This is a genomic window from Streptomyces armeniacus, from assembly GCF_003355155.1.
Lineage (GTDB): Bacteria > Actinomycetota > Actinomycetes > Streptomycetales > Streptomycetaceae > Streptomyces > Streptomyces armeniacus.
Genome location: NZ_CP031320.1, coordinates 4,267,347 through 4,286,420 on the forward strand (window position 1 = coordinate 4,267,347; position 19,074 = coordinate 4,286,420).

Sequence of the window (19,074 nt, forward strand, 5' to 3'; positions counted from 1 at the left end):
GACGAGACGGTGGCTGGCGAACAGGACGCGGCGGTGCCCGCCGAGCAGCGTGAGAAGCACGCCCAGCTCGCGGAGGAGATCGAGGCGCACCGCTTCCGGTACTACGTCAAGGACGCACCCGTCGTCAGCGACGCCGAGTTCGACCGGTTGCTGCGCGAGCTGGAGCGGCTCGAGGAGGAGCACCCCTCGCTGCGCACCCCGGACTCGCCGACGCAGAAGGTCTCGGGGCAGTACGAAACGGAGTTCACCGAGGTCGCCCACCGGGAGCGGATGCTCTCCCTGGACAACGCCTTCGACGACGAGGAGCTGGAGGCCTGGGGCGAGCGCATCGCCCGCGAGCTGGAGGGCGTGGAGTACCACCTGCTGTGCGAGCTGAAGGTGGACGGCCTCGCGGTCAACCTCACGTACGAGCACGGGCGGCTCACCCGCGCGGCCACCCGCGGCGACGGGCGTACGGGCGAGGACATCACGCCGAACATCCGCACCATCGGGGACATCCCCGAGCGGCTGCACGGGGACCGAGTGCCGGAGCTGGTCGAGGTCCGCGGCGAGGTCTTCTTCCCGATGGAGCGCTTCCAGGAGCTGAACGCGCGGCTGGTGGAGGCCGGCGACAAGCCGTTCGCCAACCCCCGCAACGCCGCTGCCGGTTCACTCCGCCAGAAGGACCCCAAGGTGTCGGCCTCCCGGCCGCTGCACATGGTGGTGCACGGCATCGGCGCCCGCGAGGGCTTCGACATCGACTGCCTCTCGGAGGCGTACGACCTGCTGCGCGAGTGGGGCCTGCCGACGTCCACGCATACGAAAGTGGTGGACGGGCTCGCGGGCGTGCGCAAGTTCATCGCGCACTACGGCGACAACAGACACTCCGTCGAGCACGAGATCGACGGCGTCGTCGTCAAGCTCGACGAGATCCGGCTGCAGGGCCGGCTCGGCTCCACCTCCCGCGCGCCCCGCTGGGCCATCGCCTGGAAGTACGCGCCGGAGGAGGTCAACACCAAGCTGGTGGACATCCGCGTCGGCGTCGGCCGCACCGGCCGCGTCACGCCGTACGCGGTGGTGGAGCCGGTCACGGTGGCCGGCTCGGAGGTCGAGTTCGCGACCCTGCACAACCAGGAGGTGGTGCGCTCCAAGGGCGTGCTGATCGGGGACACTGTCGTGCTCAGAAAGGCCGGGGACGTCATCCCGGAGATCCTCGGCCCGGTCGCGGACCTGCGGGACGGCGGTGAGCGGGAGTTCGTGATGCCCGCCGAGTGCCCGGACTGCGGCACGGAGCTGCGCCCGATGAAGGAGGGCGACATCGACCTCCGCTGCCCCAACGCCCGGTTCTGCCCGGCGCAGTTGCGCGAGCGGATCTTCTATCTGGCCGGGCGCAAGTGCCTGGACATCGAGCACTTCGGCTATGTCGCGGCGGCCGCCCTGACCCAGCCGCTCGAGCCCGCCGAGCCGCCGCTGAAGGACGAGAGCCAGCTGTTCGACATGGAGCTGGAGCAGCTGCTGCCGATCCGGTCGCACGTCCTGGACCAGGACAGCGGCCTGCCCAAGCGCGACCCGGAGACCGGTGAGGAGAAGGTCGTCACCTTCTTCGCCAACAAGGAGGGCGAGCCCAAGAAGAACACGCTGGCCCTCCTGGACGGCATCCAGGCCGCCAAGCAGCGGCCGCTGGCGCGCATCATCACCGGGCTGTCGATCCGCCACGTCGGACCGGTGGCGGCGGAGGCGCTCGTCCGCGAGTTCCGCTCGCTCGACCGCATCATGGAGGCGGACGAGGCCGAGCTGGCCGCGGCCGAGGGCGTCGGGCCGACCATCGCGGCGTCGCTCAAGGCGTGGTTCGCCGAGGACTGGCACCGGGAGATCGTCGAGCGCTGGCGGGCGGCCGGCGTCCGGATGGAGGAGGAGCCGGCGGAAGGCGAGGAAGGCCCGAGACCGCTGGAGGGCATCACCGTCGTGGTGACCGGGACGCTGCAGTCGCACACGCGGGACGGTGCGAAGGAGGCGCTGCAGCGGCTGGGCGCGAAGGTCAGCGGATCCGTTTCGAAGAAGACCGGATTCGTCGTTGTCGGCGAGAACCCTGGCTCGAAATACGACAAGGCAGTGCAGGCGAAAGTGCCGATTCTGGACGATGAGGGCTTCGAAGTGCTGCTGGCACAGGGCCCGGACGCGGCCCGGGACGCCGCACTTCAGCCACCCGAATAGCGCCCCTCCGCCACCCGTTCGGACGCGCCTCCGCCCGAACGCCCGTACAGGGAACGCCTGGTGGGCCCGTACGCCGTCCACCTCCGTGAACGGTCCCGGTGGGCACCGCCCAGCACCCGTACGGCGCATAGCAGATGGCCACACGGGGCCGGTTTGCATTGAGGCAACCACGGCCGATCGCTGCCCCTGGCAGCGGCCCCCGCCTACTGTTGACGTGTGAGCCTGTCGTGGCGGCGTCAGGTGCGGACGTGGTGAGAGGGACGGGCATGCAGGAAACCCGCGGTGCCGACGCGACGCCATGGCTGCATCGGCTCGTGTCGGCCAGGATGCCCGGGACGCGGGCGGTGATCGTTGCGTTCGCCGCGATCGCGCTTGCGGCCGGGGCGTTGAGGGCGCTCGATCAGAATCGTGCGCTCTTCCCGGACGGCACGGTGGGCTGGTCGTTCGCCGTGTTGACCGGGGTGATCGTCGGACATCTGGTGGCACTGGGCAGAGACCGGTGGTGGGGCGGCACCGGGTCCGGCGCGGCGTTAACCCTGGCCATCCTGCTGCTGTACGGCTGGATGGCCGCCGCGCTCGTCTCGCTCGCCGTGGTGGTGCTCGTCGGCGGTGCGCGGCGGCGCCGGTGGCGGCAGGCGCTCGTGCACGGCGCGGTCGACATCGTGGGCATCGGAGGTTCGGCGCTCACGCTGCTGGCGTTCGGCACCCGGCCCTCCGTCGAGAACCCGTGGGAGCCCGGCTCCTGGACCCTCGCCTCGCTGCCGGAGATCGGCGTGGCGGCCCTCACGTATCTCGTGCTGACGCGGACGCTGATCTGGTACGCGTTCGCCGGCCCCGCCGCCACCCTGTCGACGGTCGCCCGCACCGCGCTCGTACGGCAGGCGCTGGTCGCGGTGGCGCTGCTCGGCATCTCCCCGCTGATCGCCGTCGTCGCCGTGCACAAGCCGCTGCTGCTCCCGCTGTTCGCGGTGCCGCTGATCGCCCTCGACTCCACGCTGTGGATCGCCCGGGCGCGGGCCGAGGAGCAGCTGCGCGACCCGCTCACCGGGCTGCCCAACCGGCTGTGGCTCATGGAGCGGGCCTGGTCGGCCCTGGACGACGCGGACCGGGCCGGTATGCGGTCCGCCCTCGTACTGATCGACCTCGACCGGTTCCGTTCGGTCAATGACACTCTCGGCCATCTCGCGGGCGACAGGCTGCTGTTGCAGATAGCGGACCGGTTGCGTACGGCGCTCCCGCGGGGCGCCGAGGCCGCGCGGCTGGGCGGCGACGAGTTCGCCGTGCTGCTCCCGGCCACCGACTCGACGACCAGCGCGCAGCGCGTCGCCCGTACGCTCGTCGCCGCCCTCGGCTCCCCGCTGGACCTCGACGGGCTCACGCTGGTGCTGGAGGCGAGCGCGGGCGTCGCCGTCTTCCCCGAACACGCCCTGGAGGCGGAGGGCCTGCTGCGGCGCGCCGACGTCGCGATGTACGAGGCCAAGCGCGACCGTACGGGCGTCGAGGTCTACGAAGCGGCCCGCGACGGCAACACGCCCGACCGGCTGGGTCTCCTCGCCGACCTGCGGCGGGCGCTCGACGCGTGCGAAGTGGAGCTGCACTACCAGCCCAAGGTCGGCTTCGACGGCCGCGTCGCCGGGCTGGAGGCGCTGGTGCGCTGGACACATCCGGAACGCGGCAAGGTGCCGCCGGACGAGTTCATCGCCATAGCCGAGACCTCGGGACTGATGCCGCAGCTCACCGAGTACGTCCTGGAGACCGCGCTCGAACAGGTCGCACACTGGCGGCGGAACGGCCTGACCGTTCCCGTGGCGGTGAACGTGTCGCCCCGCGACGTCCACAGCCCCGGTTTCGCGGGCGCCGTCGCCGCACGGCTGGCCCGGCACGGCGTACCGCCCGGAGCGCTCCAGCTGGAGATCACCGAACACGTCCTCCTCGAGGACCCGCAGCGCGCCGCGGACACGCTTGCCGGACTGACCGGGCACGGCGTGAAGATGTCGCTCGACGACTTCGGCACCGGCTACTCCTCGCTGGTGCACCTGCGGCGGCTGCCCGTCAGCGAGCTGAAGATCGACCGCTCGTTCGTGGCCCGGCTCGCGGTGGACGCCGAGGACGCGGAGATCGTCCGCTGCACCGTCGACCTCGCGCACTCCCTCGGCCTGCTGGTGGTGGCCGAGGGCGTCGAGGACGACGAGACCTGGGAACGCCTCCGCGACCTGGGCTGCGACGCGGTCCAGGGCTGGCTCGTGGCGGCGGCCATGCCGCCGCACGAGGCCACGGCCTGGCTCCGCTCCCGCGCCGCGGGCCGCGCGCCGGTACGGTCCGCGGGGACGGCGGGGGCCGCGGGGGAGGAGGCCCCCGCCGCGCTGGAGCCGCCGGGCCGGGCGGTCCCGGCCCCCGCGGAGGAGGGCGCGGACCAGCCGGTCACGTAGCCTTTTCGCCGACCACTCATCTGCGCGGCGTGCACCCAGGCCTGAGCCGCACGCCAAACCGGGTCCGTCGCTTGAGGACGGCCTCAGCCACATCTTCAGCCCGTCCGGCGTTTGAGGACGGCCCTCGGCCACGGCGGAGGCGCGCTCTGCCGCGGGCATGCTGGCCCACTGGCTGACGGTGGCCGCCCCGGTTCGTCCTCAATCGCCGGACAGGCTGGTTTGTGCGGGCTGAGGCCGGTCGGTCAGGCCCCGGACGGGCTGGATCGCGCGGGCCGAGACCGGACCGCACGGGACCGTACGCGCAGGGTCAGGCGCGGGCGAAAAGCAAACCGCTTCGCGGCCACGCGCCGCCGCCCCATAGGATTGGCCGGGAACCCGGCCGCCGGGCCGCCCGGTTCGCCCGGCCGGGCGAACCGAGAAGAACGCCCGCACTCACCCACGAGGACCGCATGCCTGGCATCACGCGCGAGGAGGTCGCCCACCTCGCACGGCTGGCACGTCTTGAGCTGAAGGACGAAGAGCTCGATCACTTCGCCGGACAGCTCGACGACATCATCGGCGCCGTCGCCGAAGTCTCCGATGTCGCCGACGAGGACGTACCGCCCACCTCCCACCCGCTGCCGCTGACCAACGTGATGCGCCCGGACGACGTCCGTCCGAGCCTGACCCCCGAGCAGGCGCTGTCCGGCGCCCCGGCCCAGGAGCAGCAGCGTTTCAAGGTGCCGCAGATCCTGGGGGAGGAGTGACCGATATGAGCGATCTGACGAGACTCACGGCCGCGGAGACCGCGGCGAAGATCGCCTCCGGCGAGGTCACCGCCGTCGAGGTCACCGAGGCGCATCTGGCCCGCAACCAGGCCGTCGACGAGAAGGTGCACGCCTTCCTGCACGTCGACCGCGAGGGCGCCCTCGCCACTGCGCGCGCGGTGGACGCGAAGCGGGAGCGCGGCGAGAAGCTGGGCCCGCTGGCGGGAGTGCCGCTCGCGCTGAAGGACATCTTCACCACCGAGGGCGTGCCGACCACGGCCGGTTCGAAGATCCTCGAGGGCTGGATCCCGCCGTACGACGCCACCGTGACGCGCCGGCTCAAGGAGGCCGACGTGGTCATCCTGGGCAAGACGAACATGGACGAGTTCGCGATGGGCTCCTCCACCGAGAACAGCGCGTACGGGCCGACGGGCAACCCGTGGGACCTCACCCGTATCCCGGGCGGTTCCGGCGGCGGCTCGTCCGCTTCGCTCGCGTCGTTCCAGACGCCGCTGGCCATCGGTACGGACACCGGCGGCTCGATCCGCCAGCCCGCGGCCGTGACCGGCACGGTGGGCGTCAAGCCGACGTACGGCGGGGTGTCCCGGTACGGGATGGTCGCCTTCTCCTCGTCGCTCGACCAGGCCGGGCCGTGCGCCCGTACGGTGCTGGACGCCGCGCTGCTGCACTCGGTGATCGCCGGGCACGACGAGATGGACTCGACGTCCATCGACCAGCCGGTGCCGGACGTGGTCGCCGCCGCGCGAAACGGCGACATCAAGGGCCTGCGGGTCGGTGTCGTCAAGGAGTTCCGCGGCGAGGGCTACCAGGCGGGCGTGATGCAGCGCTTCGACGAGTCCGTCGAGCTGCTGCGCGAGCTGGGCGCGGAGGTCGTGGAGGTCTCCTGCCCGACCTTCACGAAGGCGCTCGCCGCGTACTACCTGATCGCCCCGAGCGAGTGCTCGTCCAACCTGGCCCGCTTCGACGCGATGCGGTACGGGATGCGGGTCGGCGACGACGGCACCCGTTCCGCCGAGGACGTCACCGCGCTGACCCGCGAGGCGGGCTTCGGCGACGAGGTGAAGCGCCGCGTCATGCTCGGCACGTACGCGCTGAGCTCCGGCTACTACGACGCGTACTACGGATCGGCGCAGAAGGTACGGACGCTGATCACCCGCGACTTCGCGAAGGCGTTCGAGAGCGTGGACGTGCTGGTCTCGCCGACCACGCCCACCACCGCCTTCCCGATCGGCGAGCGCGCCGACGACCCGATGGCGATGTACCTCGCCGACCTGTGCACCATCCCGTCCAACCTGGCGGGCAACGCCGCCATGTCGCTGCCCTGCGGGCTGGCGCCGGAGGACGGACTTCCTGTGGGGCTGCAGATCATCGCCCCCGCCATGGCCGATGACCGGCTCTACCGTGTCGGTGCGGCGGTCGAGACCGCCTTCCAGGCACGTTGGGGTCACCCGCTGATCGAGGAGGCACCGTCGCTGTGAGTGGCAAGCTGCAGAAGGCCAAGGGGTTCAAGAAGTCAAAGACCGGCATGTACGTGTCCATCGCCACCTCCCTCTTCGGCGTGGTCAGCACGGTGAAGCGGGGCAAGCAGGCCCGGCGGGACGGCGACCGGCTGCAGCTGCTGGACGTGGCCGTCTCCGCCGCCGGTATCGCCACCGGTGTCGCGCTGCTCGTACGGGAGCTCCGGCGGCTGGACGTGGACGATGTCCTCGCGGACGACTGAGAGGCAAGAGATTCCGTGACCGTCACTGAACTGGTGTCGTACGAGGACGCGTTGAGCTCCTACGACCCCGTCATGGGCCTCGAGGTCCACGTCGAACTCGGCACCAGGACCAAGATGTTCTGCGGCTGTTCCACCGGCCTGGGCGCCGACGCGAACTCCCAGACCTGCCCCACCTGCCTGGGACTGCCCGGCTCGCTGCCGGTCGTCAACGCGACCGGCGTCGAGTCCGCGATCCGTATCGGCCTCGCGCTGAACTGCGAGATCGCCGAGTGGTGCCGCTTCGCCCGGAAGAACTACTTCTATCCGGACATGCCCAAGAACTTCCAGACCTCGCAGTACGACGAGCCCATCGCGTACGAGGGGCACCTGGACGTCCAGCTGGAGGACGGCGAGGTCTTCCGGGTCGACATCGAGCGCGCCCACATGGAGGAGGACACCGGCAAGTCCACCCATGTCGGCGGCGCGACGGGCCGTATCCACGGCGCCTCGCACTCGCTGCTCGACTACAACCGCGCGGGCATCCCGCTGATCGAGATCGTCACCAAGCCGATCACCGGCGCGGGCGCCCGCGCGCCCGAGGTGGCGAAGGCGTACGTGGCGGAGCTGCGCGAGCTCATCAAGGCGCTCGGCGTCTCCGAGGCCCGCATGGAGATGGGCCAGATGCGCTGCGACGTGAACCTGTCGCTGCGGCCGCAGGGCACCGAGCGGTTCGGCACCCGTTCGGAGACCAAGAACGTCAACTCGCTGCGCTCCGTGGAGCGCGCCGCCCGGTTCGAGATCCAGCGGCATGCCGCGGTGCTCGGCGGGGGCGGCACGATCGTCCAGGAGACCCGCCACTTCCACGAGGAGGACGGCTCCACCACCTCGGGCCGGGTCAAGGAGGAGGCGGAGGACTACCGCTACTTCCCGGAGCCCGACCTCGTACCGGTCGCACCGTCCCGCGAGTGGGTCGAGGAGCTGCGCGCCGGCCTGCCGGAGCTGCCGCGGCTGCGCCGCAACAGGCTGCGGGAGGAGTGGGGCATCTCGCAGTTCGAGATGCAGTCCGCGCTGAACGCGGGCGCGGTCGGCCTGATCGTCGCCACGATCGACGCGGGCGCCCCGGCCGACCAGGCCCGCAAGTGGTGGATGGGCGAGCTGGCCCGGCGGGCGAACGAGGAGGACGTCGAGCTCGCCGCGCTGCCGATCAGCCCCGAGCAGGTGGCGCGCGTCTGCGAACTGGTCGCGGAGGGCTCGCTGAACGACAAGCTGGCCCGGCAGACCATCGAGGGCGTGCTGGCGGGCGAGGGCGGTCCGGACGACGTCGTCGCGAAGCGCGGCCTGAAGGTCGTCTCGGACGAGGGCGCGCTCGGCGCGGCCGTCGACGCGGCGATCGCCGAGAACGCGGCGGTCGCCGACAAGATCCGCGGCGGCAAGGTAGCGGCGGCGGGCGCGCTCGTCGGCGCGGTCATGAAGGCCACGCGCGGGCAGGCGGACGCGGCCCGGGTGCGTGAACTGATCCTGGAGAAGCTGGGCGTCGAGGGCTGACGCGCGGTACGGGCCGTACGGTTCGCAGGGGCCGTACGCGCTGAGACGCCGCACGCGAGGAAGGGCGGCACCGCCGGTGGTGGTGCCGCCCTTTTCCGTACCCGTTGCCCGCACCAGCGTGTTCCCCCCGCGCGGGGTCTGACGGGACGGCACGCTTCCGACTACCGTTGCCTCCGGCACATCCGTACGCAGGGCCGCGCCGGGGAGGCGGGAATCATGATCACCCGTATCGAGATCGACGGGTTCAAGTCCTTCCTGGGCTTCGAACTGGACGTGCAGCCGTGCACGATCCTGGTGGGCGGGAACGGAGCGGGTAAGTCCAACCTGCTCGGCGCCCTCGACCTGGTACGGCAGACGGTCGCCACCGGCTTCCCCGTCACGCCCGGCGCGGACACGCCCCTCGCGCCGCGCCACCTCTTCCACCGGGCAGACGGCCGTACCGCCGCCGTCATGAGCATCAAGGTCGGAATGATCGTCCCGTCCGCCGACGGCCCGCTGCCGATGGTCGTCTGGCTGGAGGTGGAGCGCGCGGAGGCGCCGCGCTCGCCGGGGGCGGCTCCGCTGCTGCGCGGCAGCGTGTGGGTCAGCAGCATGGAGCGTACGGGCTGGATGCGGCGGCTCGGCCTCCCGACGGAGCTGCGGGCGGCGCTCGCGGAGGCGCGCGAGAGCTTCGTACGGCGCACGGGTACGGACTGGGTGCCGCTCGACGGCGCGCACGCCCCCTCGGCCGGCCACGGCCCGGTGGTCAACGGGCAGGGCGACGGCGAACTGCTGGAGCTGCTGCACCGCGAGTGCGAGACATGGCAGCCCGTGACCCTCGACCCGGCGGCCATGCGCCGCGCGTCCGGCGGCAGCGAGATGGCGCCGCTGCTGGCGGACGGCAGCAACCTCGCCGCCGTACTGCACCGGCTCTGCACGGAGGGACAGGAGGGGCTGGAGCAGAACTTGGCCGCGCTGGTGCCCGAATCATCCGGTATCCGGCCGCTGTTCGACGACCGGCGCGGCGAGTACGACTTCGACGTACGCGTCCGCCACCTCGGCTGGACGTCCCCGCCCATGCTGGCCGGCGGCACGCTGCGGGTGCTCGCCCTGCTCGCCGCCTGGCGCGACGACGCGCGCGCCGGACTGCTCGCGGTGGAGGAGCTGGAGAACGGCCTGCACCCGACGACGCTCGCGGAGCTCGTACGGCTGCTGCGGCACGGCGTCGACGACTACGCAGACATCCCCGGCCGCGCCGCCCACGTACGCGGCTTCCGGCAGCTGCTCGCCACGACGCACTCGCCGGCGCTGCTGTCCGCACTGCGGCACGAGATGTCCGGGAACCTCGTCTTCCTGGAGCAGGCCGCGCTCGCGGACCCCGGCCGCCCCGCCGGGCCGACCGTGACGCGGGCGCACCCGCTGCGGGAGCGCCGTCCGGGCGAGGACCCCGGCGAGACGGTCTCCACGGAGCAAGTACGGCTGCTGCTCGAACAGATGGGGCAGACGGTCGTCTGACGAGCCGCTTTTCACGTACGCCGTGGTCGGTCCGTACACGGCCGAGCGGCCCCGGATGTGAACAAATTGCCGTGTGAGGATCGGCACGAAACGCCCGAACGATCTCCGTTCGCTGACAGGCTGCCACCCATTGCCGGCTTCGTCGGCAGGCGTTCTTCCGGTCAGGGACTGCCCGGAAGACCACGGCACGACCCCCGTAGCGGTCGGGGAAGCCCAGAAAGCTGCTTATGGCCCGTCTCACCCGGTGGTGTCTGCGCCACCGCCTCGTCGTCGTGGCCCTCTGGCTCGCCGCGCTCGCGGGAGCGGGGGCCGCCGTCCTGTCCGCGGGCGCGGTCTACTCCAACGACTACGGCGTCACCGGCACCGAGTCCGTGGAGGCGCGCGAGCTGCTGAGCGAGGGCTTCCCGCAGCAGGCGGGGGACAGCGGCACCGTCGTATGGCACGCGGACGGGGGCAGGGGCGGTGGCGGCGACGTCACGGACCGTCCCGTACAGCACCGTATGGGCGAGGCCCTCGACGAGATCGCGGAGCTGCCGGGCGTCGCCCAGGTCACCGGCCCGTACGGGGCGGGCGCCGCGGGCGGCCGGATCAGCGACGACGGCAGCACCGCGTACGCCACCGTGCACTTCGCCGAGCCCGCCGAGGACCTCGACAAGGCCCAGGTGGGGGCCGTGGTGGCCACGGCGCGTGCCGCCGCCGACGACGTGGACGGGCTGGACGTCGCGCTGGGCGGCGCGGGCGTCGCGCTCACGGAGGGCACGACGAGCCATCTGAGCGAGCTGGTCGGGGTGGCCGCCGCGGCCGTGGTGCTGCTGCTGGCGTTCGGATCGCTCGCCGCGATGCTGCTGCCCCTGGTCACCGCGCTGGTGAGCGTTGGGACCGCGTACCTCGGGACGGGGCTGCTCGGGCACGCGATGGCGCTCGCCGACTTCGCGCCGATGCTCGGCACCCTGATCGGGCTGGGCGTCGGCATCGACTACGCCCTCTTCATCGTCACCCGGCACCGGCGCGGCCTGAAGCAGGGGCTGCCCGTGGCCGTCGCCGCCGAGCGCGCGGTGGCCTCGGCGGGCCGGGCCGTGGTGTTCGCGGGCGCGACGGTCTGCATCGCCCTGATGGGCATGCTGGTGCTGCGGCTGGACTTCCTGAACGGCGTGGCCGTCGCCTCGTCGCTCACCGTCGTGCTCGCCGTACTGGCTTCGGTCACGCTGCTGCCGTCGCTGCTCGGCGCCATCGGCATGCGGGCGCTGAGCCGCCGCGAGCGCGCGCGGCTGGCCGCCGGGCACACGGAGGCGGCCGAGGGCGGGGGCGGCGGGCGTACTGCGCGCTGGTCGGCGTTCCTCGAACGGCACCCCAAGCTGCTGGGCGGCGTCGCCGCCGCCGTGATGGCGGTGCTGGCGCTGCCCGTGCTCGGCCTCCACCTCGGCACGTCCGACCAGGGCAACGGGCCCGCGACGGCCACCACCCGGCAGGCGTACGACATGCTCTCCGACGGCTTCGGGCCGGGCGCCAACGGCCCGCTGACGCTCGTCGCGGAGATCGACGGCGCTCCCGGCAAGCTCGCCTTCGACGACCTGCCGGACCGGTTGCGCGGCACCAAAGGGGTCGCCGCGGTGACCGACGCGACGCTGAACGGCAGCGGCGACACGGGCGTCATCACCGTCGTCCCGGAGACCTCCCCGCAGGCGCGCGCCACCTCCCGGCTGGTGGAACGGCTGCGCGCCGACGTCGTCCCGCAGGCGACGGAGAGCAGCACGCTGAACGTACGGGTCGGCGGACTGACCGCCAGCTACGACGACTTCGCGACCGTGATCCTGGGCAAACTGCCGCTGTTCCTGGGCGTGGTGGTCGCGCTGGGCTCGGTGCTGCTGCTGGTCGCGTTCCGCAGCATCGGCATCCCGGTGAAGGCCGCGGTGATGAACGTGCTGGCGGTGGCGGGGTCGTTCGGCGTCGTCATCGCCGTGTTCCAGTGGGGCTGGGGCAGCGGACTGCTGGGCCTGGGCGGCGCGGGGCCCATCGAACCGTTCCTGCCAGTGATCATGATCGCGGTGCTGTTCGGGCTCTCGATGGACTACCAGGTCTTCCTGGTCAGCAGGATGTACGAGGAGTGGCGGCTGACCGGGGACAACCGCCGGGCCGTACGGGTCGGGCTCGCGGAGACGGGCCGGGTCATCAACTCGGCGGCGGCCATCATGATCGCGGTCTTCGGCGCGTTCGTGCTCAGCGGCGACCGGATCATCGCGATGTTCGGGATCGGGCTGGCCGTGGCCGTCGCCCTGGACGCGTTCGTGCTGCGGACCCTGCTCGTGCCCGCCCTGATGCACCTGCTGGGCGGCGCGAACTGGTGGCTGCCGGGCTGGCTGGAACGCCGGCTGCCGCGGTTCAGCATCGAGCCGGAACCGGTGCCGGTGCCTGCGGCGGTGCCCGCGGCCGCTGACGGGGACTCCGCCGCGGACACCGCGGCAGGGGGCCTTGTCCCGGAGCAGCGCGGGGACGTTCGTACGCCCGGTCCCTAAGGCGTACGGCTGCGCGTCTAAGGCCCCGCTGACCAGGAAGACCGGTCAGTCTCCCGATGTGGCGGACCCTCCTCGACGACGAGAGTGGAGGCATCAAGGGAGCGCGTCAGGGGACGCGCCCCGCCACTCTCGAGGGAGACCGCGATGTACGAGAACGAGTACCGGGCGCACCTGCTGAAGATCGACGACCTGCGCCGTGAGGCCGGCGCCGAGCGGCGTGCGCGGCGGGCCGTCGACGAGGGCAGGCGGCAGCGGCGCGAGGAAGAAGCGGAAGGGCGGGTGAGACGGCACCGCGTCCGGTGGGCCAGAGCCGCGTAAGGCGGCCGGAAGGTGCCGGGAAGGGTGCCGGGGGCGAGAGCGGTGACGTCGGCAGTGGCGCAGGCGGGTCCGGTGGGGCGGCAGACGGGGCTGCCGGTAGTCCCGCCGGTGGGGCCGCCGGCGGGAAATACCCCCGCACTGATGTCAGTGGCCGGTGTCATGCTGTCCGGCGTGGAGAACAGAACCGCCGTCAGCCCGGTCTTCGTAGGCCGCACGGAGGAGTTGGCCGCCCTCACTGACGGGCTCGCCCGCGCCGCAGCGGGCGAGCCCCAGGCCGTGCTGGTCGGCGGCGAGGCCGGGGTCGGCAAGACGCGGCTGCTGGAGGAGTTCCTGTCGGCGGCGCGGGACGCCGGAGCGGTCACCGCGCTCGGCGGCTGCCTGGAGCTCGGCGCGGACGGACTGCCGTTCGCGCCCTTCGCCACCGCGCTCCGTTCGCTCCACCGCACCCTGGGCGGCGCCGCCCTGTCGGCGGCCATCCCGGGCCGCGAGGCCGAGCTGGCCCGGCTGCTGCCCGACCTCGCCCCGCGTGACGCCCCCGAACTGCCCGCGTTCCGGGAGGCGTACGACGAAGGGAACGGCCGCGTGCGGCTGTTCGAGCTCACCGCCCAGCTGCTGGAGCGGCTCGCCGCCGATCGCACCCTGGTCCTCGCCATCGAGGACCTGCACTGGGCTGACCGCTCCACTCGCGAGCTGCTCGGCTATCTCTACCGCTCGGTCCAGTCGTCCCGGCTGGTGCTGCTCGCCACGTACCGCGCCGACGACATCCACCGTCGGCACCCGCTGCGCCCCTTCCTGGCCGAGCACGAACGGCTGCGCACCGTCCGCCGGATCGAGCTGCCCCGGCTCAGCCGCGGCGAGGTGCGCGCCCAGATGGCCGGGATACAGGGCGTCGACGAGCCCGACGCCGGGCTCGTGGACAGCGTCTTCGAACGGTCGGAGGGCAACCCCTTCTTCGTCGAGGAGCTCACCGAGACGTGCGCCACCTGCGGCATCAGCGACACGCTGCGGGACCTCCTGCTGGTCCGCGTCGAGGCGCTGCCGGAGACGGCGCAGCATGTCGTACGGGTCGCGGCGCAGGGCGGCTCGAAGGTCGAGCACGCGCTGCTCGCCACCGTCTGCGAGCTGCCCGAGACCGAGCTGCTGGATGCCCTCCGCGCCGCCGTGGGGGCGAACGTGCTGGTGCCCGCCGAGGACGTCGGCCCCGACGGCGGATACCGCTTCCGGCACGCGTTGCTGCGCGAGGCCGTCAGCGACGACCTGCTGCCCGGCGAGGGCGCCCGGCTCAGCCGGCGTTACGCACAGGCGCTGGAGGCCGACCCCGGGCTCGTACGTGCCGAGGTGCGGGCGACCAGGGTGGCGCACCACTGGTACCGCGGACGGGACGCGGCCAAGGCCCTGCCCGCCGTGCTGGCCGCCTCGGTGGAGGCGCGCGCCCAGCACGCGTACGCCGAGCAGCACCAGCTGCTGGAGCGGGCGATCGAGCTGTGGGACGAGGTCCCGGAGGACGTACGCGCCCGGCTGCGGCCCATCGACCACGCCGAGGTCTATCCGGCCTGCGGCAGCGAGCCCGCCGAGGACTCGCTCCGCTTCATGGACCTGCTGGCCGAGGCGATGGTCGCCGCGCGCTACGGCGGCGAGATGGAGCGCGCCATGGCCATCGCCAGACGCGCCCTCGACCTGCTGGACGAGCGCGCGGACCCGCTGCGCGCCGCCTGGTTCTGGACGCAGCGCTCGCTGGTCGAGGACGCCCTCGGACGGGGCGACGGCTGGGACGAGATCGGCCGCGCCCAGGAGCTGGTCCGCGGCCTCGCACCGTCCCCCGTGCACGCCGCCGTGCTGACGGCCGCCGCCGGCTGGGGCATGATTCACGCGCCCGGCAGGGACGCACTGGCCACGGCTGAGCGCGCGGTCGAACTGGCCCGCGTGGTGGGCGCCGAGGACACGGAGATGAGCGCGCGGATCACGCTGGGCGTGCTGATGGTGCACTCCGGCGACATCGAGGCCGGCCTCGACGAGATCGCCACGGCCCGCGCCCGCGCACTGGAGACGGGCGCGTACTCCCTCGTGGTGCGGGCCGACGTCAACCTCGCCGCGGAGCTGGAGCTGGTCGGCCGCTCCACCGAGGCGGTGGCGGAGGCGGCGCGGGGCGCCCGCAGAGCGGCCGAGCACGGCCGCCGTGACCAGCAGGCGTTCGCCCTGGGGAACCAGGCCGAGTCGCTGCGCTCACTCGGCCGCTGGGACGAAGCCGCCGCGAAGCTGGAGGAAGCGCGCCGCCTCGCGGCCTGGCCCGTCACCCGCGGCTGGCAGGACCTGATGGCCGGCCAGCTCGCCCTGGGCCGCGGCGACTTCACGGCGCTGGAGGAGACGTACGCGCGGGTGCGGGAGCACACGCCGCGGCTGCGCCAGCCGCAGAGCGACATCCCCCTGCACCACTTCACGATGGCACTGGCCGCGCGCCGGGGCGCGTACGAGGAGGCGCGGGCGGAGCTGGCACGGGTCGCCGAGACCGATCTGGACTTCCCACAGGGCATGCACAGCCACCTGTGGCCGCTGCTGCACACCGCGGCCGCCATCGAGTCCCGGCTCCGCGGGCTGCCCGCCGCCGAGGCGGGGCGGGCGCCGTCGCTGGAGCGGATCCGCGCGGCGGCCCGCCGGCTGCCGCACCCCGTGCCCGTATGGCAGGCGTACGCGCGGCTGGTCGCCGCCGAACTGTCGCGTGCGGCGGGGGAGTCGGACCCGGGGAAGTGGGCGGAGGCGGTCGCGGAGTTCGAGCCGCTGGAGCGGCCGCACGAGCTGGCGCAGGCCCGGTGCGGCTGGGCCGAGGCGCTGCTGTCCGGCGCGGGCGCCGGCCCCTCCGCGGGCGGGCCGCCGGCGGCGGACGCGCGTGCCAGGGCGGCGGAGCTGCTCGCGGCGGCGCACGCGGTGGCCGTACGGCTCGGGGCCGCACCGCTGCGGGAGGAGTGCGAGCAGCTGGCGGCGCGGGCCCGCGTCGACCTGCGCGCGGCAGGGGCCACGGCGGACGGCGGTGAGAGGGCCGCGGCGCCGGACACGGCCGGCGGTGCGGCCGGGCCGGCCGAGGTCTTCGGCCTCACCGCACGCGAACGGGATGTGCTGGGCCTGGTCGCCGACGGGCGCACCAACCGGCAGATAGCCCAGGCGCTGTACATCTCGCCGAAGACAGCGAGCGTGCATGTGTCCAACATCCTGGCCAAGTTGGGCGTCACGGGCCGCGGAGAGGCGGCGGCCATGGCGCACCGGCTGCGGCTGGTCGAGGAGGCAGGTGCGGGGGCGACCGGCTGACGCGACCCAGGCCGTACGAACCGGCCGCGGCTCAGACCGTGCGGCGCTCGTCCGCCTCGGGCGCGCCCTCGACCCGCGGCCGTGCCGGCAGGACGGCCTCGTCCTGCCGCTGCGGGACGATCAGGATGCGCCCCGACTCCAGGTCCACGGGGCCGCACCCCGGCCCGTGGTCGCCCTCGACGACCCGGGTGTGCTCCAGCCGCTCCCGCTCGTCGTCGGCGTGCTTGGCGGCGGGGTTGAACAGCTCATCGACCGGACCGAGCATCGTCTGACCCCTCTTCCCGCCGCCCGCGGACGGTGCGCGGAGCGGATCGGCGCGCGGTGGCGACCGCGCCGGTGAGCCCGCGGAACGGCTCCGCCGTGTCAGCTCACCTTCAGCTTCAGGATACGGTCATCCCCTTTTTCCGGTGTGCCCCGAGAGTCCGTCTCGTTCGTCACAGCCCACAGCCCGTCGCCGCCGTCCGAGACCACCGCACGCAGCCGCCCGTACTCGCCCTCCAGGAACGCCTGCGGCCCGGCCACCGGCTTCGTGCCGTTCAGCGGGATGCGCCAGAGCCGTTCGCCGCGCAGCCCCGCCATCCACACGGAGCCCTTCGCCACCGCGATGCCGCTCGGTGAGGCGTCGGCCACGTCCCACTGCTCGACCGGGTCCGTGAACTTCCCGTCGCCCCCGCCCTTGCCCTCGGCCTCCGGCCAGCCGTAGTTGCGGCCGGGCCGGATGTGGTTCAGCTCGTCCCAGGTGTCCTGGCCGAACTCGGACGCCCACAGCCGCTTGTCCGCGTCCCAGGCCAGGCCCTGCACGTTGCGGTGCCCGTAGCTGTAGACCACCGAGTCCGGCTCCGGGCTGCCGTGTCCGGCCGGCTCGCCGTCCGGTGTCATCCGGAGGATCTTGCCGCCCAGCGAGTCCTTGTCCTGCGACTGCTCGCGGTCGCCGGCCTCGCCCGTGCCCGCGTAGAGCATCTTGTCCGGCCCGAACGCGATGCGGCCGCCGTTGTGGATCGAGCCCTTCGGGATGCCCTTGAAGACGGTGTCGGGCGCGCCGAGCTGGCCGCCGGGCTTCTTCCGCGGGTCGTACAGCATCCGCACGATGCGGTTGTCGGACGCCGTCGTCAGATACGCGTAGACCATGTCGTCGTCGCCCGCCGGGACGGCGATGCCCAGCAGGCCGCCCTCGCCCCCGGGCGCCGTGCCGGGCACGGAGCCCAGCTCGGTCTTCTTGCCGCTCTCGCCGTCCACCCGGAGGATCTTCCCCGAATCACGGGAGGAGACCAGCAGGTCACCGTCCGGCAGCGGGGCCATGCCCCAGGGCGAGTCGAGTCCGGTCGCGACAGTGCGTTCCACCTTCACGGAGCCCTTCGGGGGCGGGCCGCTCGCGCTGCCGCCCGGACCGTCGGAGCCCTCGCCACTCGCCGACGGCATGCGCGACTCCTTCTCCGAACCGTCCCCGGAGCCCCCGTCCGACGAGCAGCCGGCCGCGAAAAGCGACCCCGCCACGAGCGTCACGACGGCCGCCCGGACCGGCCGTACGGCCAGCGGATGCCTGAGCACGATCAGCGCCTCCCGAAATCGCCAACACCCCACCGAGGCATGAGAACTCACGCCACGACGGGCCGAACCCGTTCCTCTCAGCACATCACATCAGCCCGAGCCCGCAACGGGATCCGCCCGCCCGAGCCCGTACCGGAACCCGAAGCCGGGACCCGTACCCGTGACCCGTACCGGAACCGCGCCTTTGCAGGTATGTGTACGCGCGGCCCGTACGGCCCGCTCAGTCCCACGAGCCCTGGGCGTCCGGCAGCGCGCCGATCTCCACCAGGTCATCCGCCGCCAGCACGAGGTCCGCGGCGCGCGCGTTCTCCGCCGCCCACGTCTCCTTCTTGGTGCCCGGCACCGGCACCACGTGCCGCCCCTGCGCCAGCAGCCAGGCCAGCGCCACCTGGGCCGGGGTGGCGTCGCCGTGCCGCTCGGCGACCCGACGCAGGCACGCCACGATCGGCTGGTTCGCGGCCATCATCTCGGCCGTGAAGCGCGGGTGCCGCGCCCGTACGTCGTCCGGCTCGAAGCCGCCGCCGGGCGTCAGCGTGCCGGTCAGAAAACCGTTGCCCAGCGGCATCGCCGCCAGGAAGCCCACCCCGCGCGCCTCGCACCACGGCAGCAGCCCGTCCAGCGCCTCCCGCGACCAGACCGACAGCTCCGCCTGCACGCTGCTGACCGGGAACACCTGCTGCACCCGGTCCAGCTGCCGCAGCGTCGTCGCGTGGATCGACGCGCCCGTACGCCGGTCGGCGCGCGCTCCGAGCGCGCACAGCCCCAGCGCGCGCACCTTCCCGGCGGAGACCAGCTCGGCCATCGCGCCCCAGGTCTCCTCGACGGGCACCTCGGGGTCGGCGCGGTGCAGCTGGTAGAGGTCGATGCAGTCGGTCTGGAGCCGGCGCAGCGACGCGTCGCAGGCCCGCCGTATGTACCCGGGCCGGCCGTTCGCCACGATGTGCTGCTCGCCGGCGAGCAGCCCGCCCTTCGTGGCGACGAACGCGTCCGCACGGCGCTCCTTGAGCACCCTGCCGAGCAGGAGCTCATTGGTGAACGGGCCGTACATGTCGGCCGTGTCCAGCAGCGTCGTGCCGCGGTCGAGCGCCCTGTGGACAGCGCGCAGCGAGGACTCGCCGTCCTGCTCCGACGCGGAGTACGCCCAGCTCATCGGCATGCAGCCGAGCCCGATCGCCCCCACTCCGAGTGCCGCCGCACCAACAGTCCTGCGCTCCACCTGGACGTGCTCCCTCCCGCGAGGTCCCCAAAGTAACGGGTGCCTCTGACAG

At 73.0% G+C, this 19,074-nt stretch carries 13 protein-coding genes; 10 read left to right on the plus strand and 3 right to left on the minus strand.

Going from position 1 to position 19,074, the window contains the following annotated elements; genetic code table 11:
- Positions 1 to 9 precede the first annotated feature (9 nt).
- From ligA to DVA86_RS18450, 10 genes are all read left to right on the plus strand, one after another.
- Entirely contained in the window at positions 10 to 2,193 is a 2,184-nt protein-coding gene (gene ligA, locus DVA86_RS18405) for an NAD-dependent DNA ligase LigA (protein ID WP_208879736.1), read from the plus strand.
- 326 nt (positions 2,194 to 2,519) lie between these two features.
- Positions 2,520 to 4,622 carry a putative bifunctional diguanylate cyclase/phosphodiesterase gene (locus DVA86_RS18410; RefSeq protein ID WP_208884865.1) on the plus strand — a complete coding sequence of 701 codons (2,103 nt, stop codon included), beginning with the start codon at positions 2,520 to 2,522 and terminating at the stop codon, positions 4,620 to 4,622.
- 449 nt (positions 4,623 to 5,071) lie between these two features.
- Positions 5,072 to 5,368, plus strand: coding sequence for an Asp-tRNA(Asn)/Glu-tRNA(Gln) amidotransferase subunit GatC (gene gatC / locus DVA86_RS18415; protein WP_208879738.1), 297 nt, complete (start codon positions 5,072 to 5,074; stop codon positions 5,366 to 5,368).
- A gap of 5 nt (positions 5,369 to 5,373) precedes the next feature.
- A complete protein-coding gene (gene gatA, locus DVA86_RS18420) occupies positions 5,374 to 6,867 on the plus strand; it encodes an Asp-tRNA(Asn)/Glu-tRNA(Gln) amidotransferase subunit GatA (RefSeq protein WP_425470861.1) in 1,494 nt (497 codons plus the stop codon).
- Entirely contained in the window at positions 6,864 to 7,109 is a 246-nt protein-coding gene (locus DVA86_RS18425) for a hypothetical protein (protein WP_208879742.1), read from the plus strand. Before gatA ends, DVA86_RS18425 begins: the two co-directional genes overlap by 4 nt.
- 15 nt (positions 7,110 to 7,124) lie before the next feature.
- Positions 7,125 to 8,633 (plus strand): Asp-tRNA(Asn)/Glu-tRNA(Gln) amidotransferase subunit GatB, encoded by a 1,509-nt coding sequence (gene gatB, locus DVA86_RS18430; RefSeq protein ID WP_208879743.1) that lies wholly within the window; start codon positions 7,125 to 7,127, stop codon positions 8,631 to 8,633.
- A gap of 216 nt (positions 8,634 to 8,849) precedes the next feature.
- Positions 8,850 to 10,127, plus strand: a complete 1,278-nt coding sequence (locus tag DVA86_RS18435; protein ID WP_208879744.1) for an AAA family ATPase — start codon at positions 8,850 to 8,852, stop codon at positions 10,125 to 10,127.
- Positions 10,128 to 10,354: 227 nt separating this feature from the next.
- Positions 10,355 to 12,640 carry an MMPL family transporter gene (locus DVA86_RS18440; protein ID WP_208879745.1) on the plus strand — a complete coding sequence of 762 codons (2,286 nt, stop codon included), beginning with the start codon at positions 10,355 to 10,357 and terminating at the stop codon, positions 12,638 to 12,640.
- 144 nt (positions 12,641 to 12,784) lie between these two features.
- Positions 12,785 to 12,958, plus strand: coding sequence for a hypothetical protein (locus tag DVA86_RS18445; RefSeq protein ID WP_208879746.1), 174 nt, complete (start codon positions 12,785 to 12,787; stop codon positions 12,956 to 12,958).
- 141 nt (positions 12,959 to 13,099) lie between these two features.
- The gene (locus DVA86_RS18450; RefSeq protein WP_245996762.1) at positions 13,100 to 16,258 is read left to right on the plus strand and encodes a helix-turn-helix transcriptional regulator; all 3,159 of its coding nucleotides are present in this window, start codon (positions 13,100 to 13,102) and stop codon (positions 16,256 to 16,258) included.
- Between the two features lie 31 nt (positions 16,259 to 16,289).
- On the opposite strand, the gene DVA86_RS18455 is transcribed toward DVA86_RS18450, so the two are convergent.
- The 3 genes from DVA86_RS18455 to DVA86_RS18465 all read right to left on the minus strand — a co-directional run bounded on the left by DVA86_RS18455 (position 16,290) and on the right by DVA86_RS18465 (position 19,022).
- Positions 16,290 to 16,523, minus strand: a complete 234-nt coding sequence (locus DVA86_RS18455) for a DUF6191 domain-containing protein (RefSeq protein ID WP_208879747.1) — start codon at positions 16,521 to 16,523, stop codon at positions 16,290 to 16,292.
- Positions 16,524 to 16,621: 98 nt separating this feature from the next.
- Positions 16,622 to 17,806, minus strand: a complete 1,185-nt coding sequence (locus DVA86_RS18460) for a PQQ-dependent sugar dehydrogenase (protein ID WP_425470862.1) — start codon at positions 17,804 to 17,806, stop codon at positions 16,622 to 16,624.
- A gap of 220 nt (positions 17,807 to 18,026) precedes the next feature.
- On the minus strand, positions 18,027 to 19,022 hold the full coding sequence (locus DVA86_RS18465) for an aldo/keto reductase (RefSeq protein WP_208879748.1): 996 nt from the start codon (positions 19,020 to 19,022) through the stop codon (positions 18,027 to 18,029).
- Positions 19,023 to 19,074 lie beyond the last annotated feature (52 nt).

Coding starts and splice junctions, on each gene's coding strand:
- DVA86_RS18410 (WP_208884865.1), top strand. CDS start 2,520: ATGCCCGGGACGCGGGCGGTGATCGTTGCGTTCGCCGCGATCGCGCTT.
- gatC (WP_208879738.1), top strand. CDS start 5,072: ATGCCTGGCATCACGCGCGAGGAGGTCGCCCACCTCGCACGGCTGGCA.
- gatA (WP_425470861.1), top strand. CDS start 5,374: ATGAGCGATCTGACGAGACTCACGGCCGCGGAGACCGCGGCGAAGATC.
- DVA86_RS18435 (WP_208879744.1), top strand. CDS start 8,850: ATGATCACCCGTATCGAGATCGACGGGTTCAAGTCCTTCCTGGGCTTC.
- DVA86_RS18440 (WP_208879745.1), top strand. CDS start 10,355: ATGGCCCGTCTCACCCGGTGGTGTCTGCGCCACCGCCTCGTCGTCGTG.
- DVA86_RS18445 (WP_208879746.1), top strand. CDS start 12,785: ATGTACGAGAACGAGTACCGGGCGCACCTGCTGAAGATCGACGACCTG.
- DVA86_RS18450 (WP_245996762.1), top strand. CDS start 13,100: ATGTCAGTGGCCGGTGTCATGCTGTCCGGCGTGGAGAACAGAACCGCC.
- DVA86_RS18455 (WP_208879747.1), bottom strand. CDS start 16,523: ATGCTCGGTCCGGTCGATGAGCTGTTCAACCCCGCCGCCAAGCACGCC.